The following is an 8,303-nucleotide window of genomic DNA, read 5'->3' on the forward strand; positions in this document are numbered from 1 at the left end:
GACGACGATCTCGTCGGCGCCGATCCCGGCGCCCTCCAGCCGGTCGGCGACGCCGTCGCCGCAGCCGGCGACGGCCCGCCCGACCCGCTCCTCGACGGCGCGGTCCCGCCCGCCGGCCGGGAACCGAAGGCGCGCCGCCACCCGCTCCAGGGTGAGGTCGGGGGCGGCGCTCATCCCACCCTCGTCGACGAGCCCGTGCGGGCCGAGCCGGGGCGGACACCGGTCCTCGCCGCCCCGAGCAGGGCGTCCCGGCCCAGCACGGCGTCGCCGAGCACGAGGCGGCCGAAGCCGCTCGTCGGGCCGATGGCGGACGACAGCCCGACGTGCAGGCCGACGCCGACCTGCATGCCGCCGTCGACGGTGCAGACGTCGACCACCGTGTGGGCGGGGCGGTGGACCTCGAGGACGTGGCGGACTGCGCCGAGCCCGTCGGGCGACAGCGCCGCCGGCACCAGCACCGAGAACCGGTGGGCGGAGGTGGCGAACGCGTCGGGGGCCGGGGCCGGCCCCTCGCCCGGCGCCGCCGCGCCCGGTCCGGCCACGGCCCCGCCGACCCGGAAGCCGGCGCCGAGCACGGGCCAGCTCGCGGCGTCGGCCGAGGTCTCGTCGAGCACGGCGCCGCCGAGCCCCCGCAGCCGCCACCGCTCGATCACGGTGACGGGGACGCCGGCCGTGAGCTCCACGAAGCGGGCGACGCCGGCGACCGTGCCCCTCGACCGGAACAGCGTCGCCACCTCGGCCACCATGCGGCGGCGGCGGTCGATCGGCACGCGGCGGTCGAGCACCAGCCCGACGAAGCCGGCCAGCCACTCGAGCGCCTCGCTCGGCGTCGTGCGGGGGTCGACGAGCAGGTGGCGGGCGGCCGAGCGGGCCAGCAGCCCCTGGAGCTCGCCGTCCACCGGCCCGAGGAAGCGGCGCAGGAAGTCGGCGGCCGCCTCGTCCTCCGACCAGGCGGCCGGCAGCCGGCGGAGCAAGTCGTGGCCGGGCCGCTCGATCCTCGCCGCCCGCACCTTCGGGGTGGCCCGGCCGCTCCCCCGCAGCACCAGGGTCAGCCACAGGAAGCGGCCGGGCGGCGCCATCACCGGCGCCTCGTAGGTGCGGAAGGGGTCCCCGGCCGGCCGCCGCACCCAGGCCAGCTCGGGCCCCGTGTCCCTGCGGTACGGCCGGGCCGCCTCGGCGGCGGGCCGCACGAGGGCGAGCGGGAGCATGGGCGGCGCGGCCGCGGGGTCGATGCCGGTGACGTCGGCCCCGGCCGGCGGCACCCACGGGACGGCGGGTTCGGGGACGTCGGGCGAGCCGGGGTCGTCGGTGGTGGCGGCGAGGAGGCCGATCGACGTGCCCGACGGGACGCAGGCGTCGAGGAAGACCCTGCCCCACGCCGTGCGGGGCGCGCCCCCGTCGAGCCGGTAGGTGACGACCCGGCCGTCGCGCCGGTGGCGCGACCGGGCCGGGAAGGCCAGCCGGAGGCCGGCGGCCGTCCAGTACCCGACCCGGCCGGACGGCGTGGCCACCAGGCGGCTCCCGTCGGCGCCGGTGCCCTCGAGCCACCCGGGGTCGGCGAGCCAGCGGCCGTCGCGGCGGGCCCACCGGAGCAGCGGCTCGCCCGGCGCGCCGCCGACGACGAGGCCGCCGTCCCGGTCGCCGACGGCGTCGGCCGGCGCGGCGAGCAGGCCGCCGTCGACCGGCAGCGGCGAGGCCGTGCCGTCGACGGCCAGCCAGCCCGAGGCCGGGCCGGGCGCGGCGGCCGCGAACAGCACGGCCGTCTCCCGGGCCGCCGTCCTGGCCACGGCGACCGGCGTGGCGTCGCCGGGCACGGCGGCGGCCGCCGCGGGGAGGGGCACGGGCACCGGCTGGGCGCCCGGCGCCAGCCGCAGCAGCACGGCCCCGCCCGGGCCGGCCGGCGGGCCGCCGGCGACGGCGGGGACGGCGCCGCCGGCGGGCACGAAGGGCGACGGGTCGGGACCGGCGGCGCCGGGCGCCGGGACGGCGAGGACGAGCACGTCGGGGCCGTCGGCGACCAGGTCGACGACGGCGTGCGGGGCGAGGGCCACCCTGGCCACGACCCGGCCGTCCACGAGGTCGTAGGCGGTCACCGTGCCGGTGGCGGCGTCGGCGACGTGGAGCCGGCCGAGGTCGTCGACGGCGAGGGGGCCGGGCGACGCCGGCGGCGCCTCGCTCCCGGTGGGGTCGGCGCCGAAGTCGCCCACCACCGGCGCCGCCGCCGGACCGAGCAGCGGGCTCCCGGTGCCGGCCGGCACCCGCCCGCGGGGGTCGTCGGGCCGCCACCGGTAGCGCTCGACCACGCCGGCCGACGGGACCGACCGGTACAGGCGGCAGGCGTCGTCGAAGGCGAGGGCGCCGGGCCGGTCCGCCCGGGGGCCGGTGGCGGCGGGCGCGCCGGCCGCCGCCGTGGCCAGCTGGACGGCGCCGGTGTCGGCGTCGACCGCGGTGCCCTCGTGGGTGCTGCGCAGCCACTGGTCGAGGGTGGCCACGACGGCGAACGGGCGGTCGGCGCCGGCCACCTCAGCACTCCACCTTCGGCACGGGGACCGGCACGGGCACCAGCCCGTCGCCGGCGGCGGGCGTGACGGCGGCGCCGGGGGCGAGCGGCGGCCCCTCGACGACCGTGATCTCGACCAGCTCGGGCACCTCCCACGGGGAGAGCTCGACCGTCGGCGGGTCGGCCGGCGGCGGCCACGTGCCGTCGGGCGAGCGCTCGGCGACCGTCAGGCCCTCGAGGTACTCGACCCCCTCGACGGCGAGCGCGGCCGCCTCGAGCTCCGGGCCGTGCACCCGCCGCCCCATCGGCCAGCCCGCCCCCTCCGGCCCGTAGGGCGGCAGCGGCGCGAGGTACTGGCGGAGGGCCAGCTCGACCCAGCGGCGCACCGCCTCCACGCCGTACCCGGGCCGCACCCTGAGCCCGACGGCCACCGCCACCGGCCGGTACGTCGGGGGCACGACGTACAGCTCGGTGGTGACGAGCCGGCGGGCGTCGAGCCAGCGGCAGACCTCGCCGAGCAGGGCGCGGTCGGGGCTCGGCGCGTTCGGGGTGGCTGGGTCGGTGGCCGGCCACACGACGACGGTGACCACGCCGGCCGCCTCGACGGACGGGAGCCTCGGGTGGAACCGGGGCAGGCACTCCGCCCTCGCCACCTCGCCGCCGGGGGTCTGCACGGCGAGCTCCCTGAAGTCGTCGGCGGTCACGGCCCGGTCCCTGCGGCGGAGCTCGCCGGGGATGCGCTCGAGGGCGGCGGCGAGCGCCTCGGGGTCGGCCCCTCCCCTCGTGGGCAGCGGGTTCGCCACCTCGACGCCGGCCACGTCGGCGCGGTCGATGGCGCCGCCGGGCACGTTGCCGCGCGCGCCGCCACCCGACCGGTACGACGCCACCCGCACCCGCTCGCCGATCTGGGGCGGCCGGCCGCGGGTGCCGTCGCCGAAGCGGACCTCGCCCGACGCCCCGTCGAGCACGTAGACCCGCTCGTCGGGGGCGGCGGCGTGGAGGGCGTCGGTCTCCGCCCAGCGAACCCACCCGCCCGGCTCCTCGACCTCGATGCCGGCCGTGCCGGCGAGCACCGGCGGGCGGGACAGCGCGAGCCGCTGCCCGGCCTCCGCGGTGCCGGTGCCGAGCAGCTCGGGGCGGGCGGTGACGGCCTGCTCGACGGTCGCCGCGTTGGTGCCGATCCAGGCGAGGTCGGCGATGCGGTGGGCGCCCTCCCGGCGGCCGGCCTGGAACCAGCACCGCACCCGGTCGGCCAGCTCGTCGTCCTCCAGCAGCGGCGGCAGGTCGCCGGTCCCCTCCAGGGCGGGGTCGGCGAGGGCCGGCACCCCGGCACCGGCCGGCACCCGGAGCGTGACCACGCCCTCCCTCGTCAGCCCGGCCGTCGTGTCCGACACCACCTCGACCGTCAGCCACGGCGTGGGGTCGCCGGCCGCCACCGTCCCGGCCGCCGTCGCCCGCCACACGACGCCGGGGGTCGGGGGCTGCTCGCCGGCGCCCGGGCACGGGTCGACGTCGCCCATCGCCACCACGTCGAGAGCGGGCGACACGCCGAGCGCGACCAGCCGGCCGGCGAGGTCGGGGTCGGGCCCGGCCGGGGCCGGGTCGGGCCGGAGCAGGGCGACCCACAGCGCGCCGTCGACGGCCGCGCCGGGCCGCAGCGGCTCGGCCGCCGGGTCGGGGTCGCCCGGTCCGAGCGTGGCCACGGTGTAGTACGCGGGGGTCTCGCCGGCCGTGAGGCGGGCGGCCACGGCCCGCTCGGCGAAGTCCCGCACCTCCTCGTCCTCCGGCGGGGCGGACGGCGCCCGCACGGCGGCGAGGGCGTCGACGGGCTGGGCCACGACCTCGGTGGTCGTCGAGAACTCCACGGCACCGGCCCTGACGACGGTCCCGATGGGGACGAGGACGCCGTCGGCCCGCTCGGTCGGGAACCGGACGAGCCCCGTCGCCACGGCGGCCGGCCGCAGCGGGATCTGGAGCAGGTCGAGGAACGCCAGCCTCGTCGTGTCGGGGATCTGGTTGAAGCGGAACAGCAGTTGCTCGCCGAGGTGGGCGAACAGCTCGAGCAGGGTGATGCCCGGGTCGCCGGGGTTGTGGTCGGTCCACTCCGGCGTGTAGTGCGGGATGCGCCGGACGAGCTCGTCGCGGAGCTGCTGCCACGTGCGGTCGTCGAGGACGGGGGTCAGCAGGGCCATGGCGCCCTCACCGCAGCGGGAAGGAGTGGACGAGGTTGCCGGGGCGGCCGTCCCGGACGTGGGTGTAGGCCACGCCGACGAGCACCACCTCGGGGTCGTCGCCGGGGACGACGTCGACCGAGCGCAGCCGGATCCGCGGCTCCCAGGCGGCGAGCGACAGCTCCACGTCGCGCTTGATCTCGGCCCTCGTCGTGGCGTCGTTGGGCCGCATCAGGTAGCGGCGCAGCCCGCAGCCGAAGCCGGGCCGCATCACCCGCTCGCCCGGCTCGGTCACGAGGATGGCGGTGATCGACTGGCGGACGGCCTCGTCCCCGGCGACGAGGGCGAGCGAGCCGCCGGTGACCGGGACGACGGGGAAGGCGAGGCCGACGCCGAGGTAGGCGGGTCCGGAGCCGCGGACGGGGGCGGTCGTCACCGCAGCTCCACCTCCACCCTCGCCACCGGCTCCTCCCACACGAGGTCGGCGGTCACCGAGAGGGGCGCGTCGACGGCGGCCGCGACGTAGAGGTCGGCGAGGGCCTGGGTGCTGTACCCGGCCACGAGCGTGTCGGCCACGTCGGTCCCGAAGGCGTCCTCGAACACGGCGTGCAGGTCGGCGTCGAGCTGGGCCCTCACGCTCACGCTCACGTCGAGGTCGAGGTCGATGCTCGGCGGCAGGGCGGCGAGCTCGGCCGACAACCCACCGCCCACCTCGATGCTCGGCGGGATGCACAGCTTCAGGGCGAGCAGCACCCACAGCCCGAAGACGAACATGAGGATGCCGAGGAACAGCTGGAAGACGAAGAAGGCGACGATCGTGAACAGCGGGATGGCGAACGTGCAGATCTCGAAGCCGGCCGACCGGCTGCCGTCGCCCACGTCGGTGCCGTCGTTGCGGATCATCAGCGACCCGGGCGGCTGGGCGAAGCGGAGGCCGCCCTTCGGCGTGCCCACCGACGCCACCAGCGTGTTGACGTCGGGCATGGCGATCGTGACCGGGCGGTGGGACGTGCCGTCGAGGTCGAACGGCGCCGCCAGCAGGTAGCGGTCGGAGGGCGCGCTCCACGTCAGCGGCCCGCAGCAATCGTCGGCCTGGCCGGTGCGGCGGGGGCAACGGGGGTCGTGGCGGCGGACCACGCAGCGGACCTCGTAGACCGACCGGTCGTCGAAGCGGGCGTCGCCGGCGTCGTCGAGCTCGGCGCCCCCGGTCGGCACCGCGCCGAACCACACCGTCGCGCCGGACCCGGCGTGGTCGGGGTCGTCGGGGTCGGGGACGAGCGGGTAGAGCGGGTGGACGAGCTCGGCGAGGCGGTCCGGCTCCTCCTCGACCGGGGCCCACGAGCCCAGGTCGGTCTGGACGGGGTCGGGGACCCACCCTTCCAGCGCGCCGACGAGGTTCGCCCCCGCCGCCCACGCGGCCAGGTCGGACTGGGCGGCCCGCAGCTGGGTGGCCGCGGCCAGGCGGGTGGCGAACCGGGACGACCAGGAGGGACCGGCGTCGGCGGTGGCGGCGTCGCCCGGCGAGCCCGCCGGGGCGCCCAGGTCCACGTCGGCCAGGGTCGTCCTCGCCTCGGCGATGCGCCGGAGCACCTCCTCGGGGGCGGCCGGCGAGCCGTTCCCGGCCGGCGGCACGAAGCTGCGCCGGCGGACCACGAACCCGGCCCGGCACACGTCGTCCCGCCCGGCCGCCGGGAAGCCGGGGACGTCGCAGTGCAGGGAGCAGACGACCAGGTAGAAGCGGTGGTGGATCGGGAGGAACAGCTTGCGGGTCGACGTCGGCACGGTGGCGGCGTCGGTCAGCCGCCGGCGTCGGGCCGTCCCGGGCACGACCGGCGACGGCGGCAGCGCCACCGTGTACGACCACGTGTCCTCGGCCACGTAGGTGAGCGACCGCCGCGGGTCGGCGAGGAAGCGGTCGACGAAGTCGGTGCCGTCGTACTTCTGGAGCGCCGGGCGGGTGGCCCTCGCCGTGCGGGCCGCCGGGACGCCCTGCTCGGGCCACCGCCACCACGGGGCCACGAGCCGCCAGGGATGGGAGGCCGACCGGCCATTGCCGTTCACCAGACGTTCCCGGCGCCCTGGCTGTACATCGGCGACATGACGGCGACGCTGGCGTTCAGCGTGGTGCACGACACCGTGCCGTCGAAGGTCGCCGCCGGCGCGTGGACGTTGACCGCGGACGCGTTGACCTCGACCGTCCCGTTCGCCGTGACCTGCACCTGGCTGGACGTGAGGACCACCGAGCACCCGCCGGCGTGGCGCACGGTCACCTGCCTGGCGCCCTCGTCGAGCTCGACGACGTGCCCCGCCTTGGTCCGCAGCGTGACCTTGGGCGCCCCCTTGCGGTCGTCGAACTCGAGGAGGCTCCCCTCCCTGGTGCGCAGGACCCGCTTGTCGTTGGCGGCCGTCGGCGCCTCGGGCAGCCGGGCCCGGCCGTTCCAGCAGGCGCCGAGCACGTAGGGCCGCCTGGCGTCGCCGGCCTCGAAGGCGACCAGGACCTGGGAGCCCTTCTCGGGCACGATCTCGAGGCCCTGATCCTCGTCGGCGTAGGGGGTCACGAGCGTGGCCCACGCGGTGACCGCCCCGTCACCGTCGCGGTCGCCGAGCCAGGGCAGGCTGACCTCGACCCGGCCGAGGCCGTCGGGGTCGACGAGGGCCTCGACGATCGCCGGGTACACGCCGAAGAGCCGGGTGCCGGCGCCGTCCGCGGGTGCCGTCCCCGCCGGGCCGCTCCAGGCCCGCACCTCAGCCTCCCTCCGTGAGCGTGGCCCGCTCGGCCTCGAACCAGGTGCGGTGGCCGTCCTCGAGGTCGTAGGTGTGGCGGACCCGGGTGACGTACCAGCCGTCGCCGTCGAACGGCGGCGCCACCGCCGTCAGGGTGACCCGGCTGCCGACGGAGAGCTCCGGTCGGCCGCGCACCTCGCCGGCGGCGGTCACGAACGACCGGGCCCGCCGCAGCATCTCCGCGGTCGCGAAGCCGTCCGCCTCCTCGCGCGTGAGCGGCACGTCGCGCGACCGCATCGTCGGGAGCTCGTCGAACGCCTTGCCGAGCACGTCGACGCCGAGCCGGCCGCCGGTCACCTCGGCCTGGACGACGTCCTTGCCGGCGGTCGCGGTGACCGCCTGCCGCTGCCCGGCGTCGTAGCCCCGCACCTCGACCGAGGTGCGCTGGTGGGCCAGGTCGGCGCGCACGTCGAGGCGCACGACGTCGTGCTCGCCGGAGAGCTCGACCTCCTCGCCCCGCCGCTTGGACCGGGCCACGAAGTGGAGCCCGTCGGCGTCGGCCCACACGTCGGCCTGCACCAGCCGGGCCCGGTCGCGCAGGAAGGCGAGGTCGCTCTGGTTCCACTGGTGGACGACGTCGTAGGTCGGGCCGTCGGCGTCGGCGTCGGCCGCCATGCCGTGCCGCTCGGCGACCGCTCGCGCCAGGTCGGCGTCGGTCGTGCGCTCCCACCGCGCCCGCCGCCTGGTCATGCGGAACCGCATCAGGGCGTCCTCGGCGAAGCAGGTGACCTTGGGGAGCACGCCGGCGGCCAGGTGGAGCTCGACGGCCGACACGGCCCCGTCGAACACCTCCCGCTCGGCCCCCGAGCGGCCGATCGACACCTGGAGGCGGCGGCCGAAGTCGAGCA

6 protein-coding genes are annotated in these 8,303 nt (G+C 78.1%); all 6 read right to left on the reverse strand.

Annotation, left to right across the window (positions count from 1 at the left end):
• Positions 1-170: 170 nt before the first annotated feature.
• A complete protein-coding gene (locus tag VGB14_05485; protein ID HEX9992361.1) occupies positions 171-2,522 on the reverse strand; it encodes a phage tail protein in 2,352 nt (783 codons plus the stop codon).
• Between the two features lies 1 nt (position 2,523).
• Complete coding sequence (locus tag VGB14_05490; protein ID HEX9992362.1) at positions 2,524-4,692, reverse strand: putative baseplate assembly protein; 2,169 nt, start codon at positions 4,690-4,692, stop codon at positions 2,524-2,526.
• A 7-nt stretch (positions 4,693-4,699) separates the two neighbouring features.
• Positions 4,700-5,107 (reverse strand): GPW/gp25 family protein, encoded by a 408-nt coding sequence (locus tag VGB14_05495; protein HEX9992363.1) that lies wholly within the window; start codon positions 5,105-5,107, stop codon positions 4,700-4,702.
• Entirely contained in the window at positions 5,104-6,690 is a 1,587-nt protein-coding gene (locus VGB14_05500; protein HEX9992364.1) for a hypothetical protein, read from the reverse strand. Before VGB14_05500 ends, VGB14_05495 begins: the two co-directional genes overlap by 4 nt.
• Positions 6,691-6,728: 38 nt before the next feature.
• Entirely contained in the window at positions 6,729-7,415 is a 687-nt protein-coding gene (locus tag VGB14_05505; protein HEX9992365.1) for a phage baseplate assembly protein V, read from the reverse strand.
• A gap of 1 nt (position 7,416) precedes the next feature.
• Positions 7,417-8,303, reverse strand: an 887-nt coding sequence (locus tag VGB14_05510; GenBank protein HEX9992366.1) for a contractile injection system protein, VgrG/Pvc8 family, incomplete at its 5' end; no start/stop codon positions are given.

The sequence above is a fragment of the Acidimicrobiales bacterium genome (genome assembly GCA_036399815.1).
In the GTDB taxonomy this organism is placed as follows: domain Bacteria; phylum Actinomycetota; class Acidimicrobiia; order Acidimicrobiales; family DASWMK01; genus DASWMK01.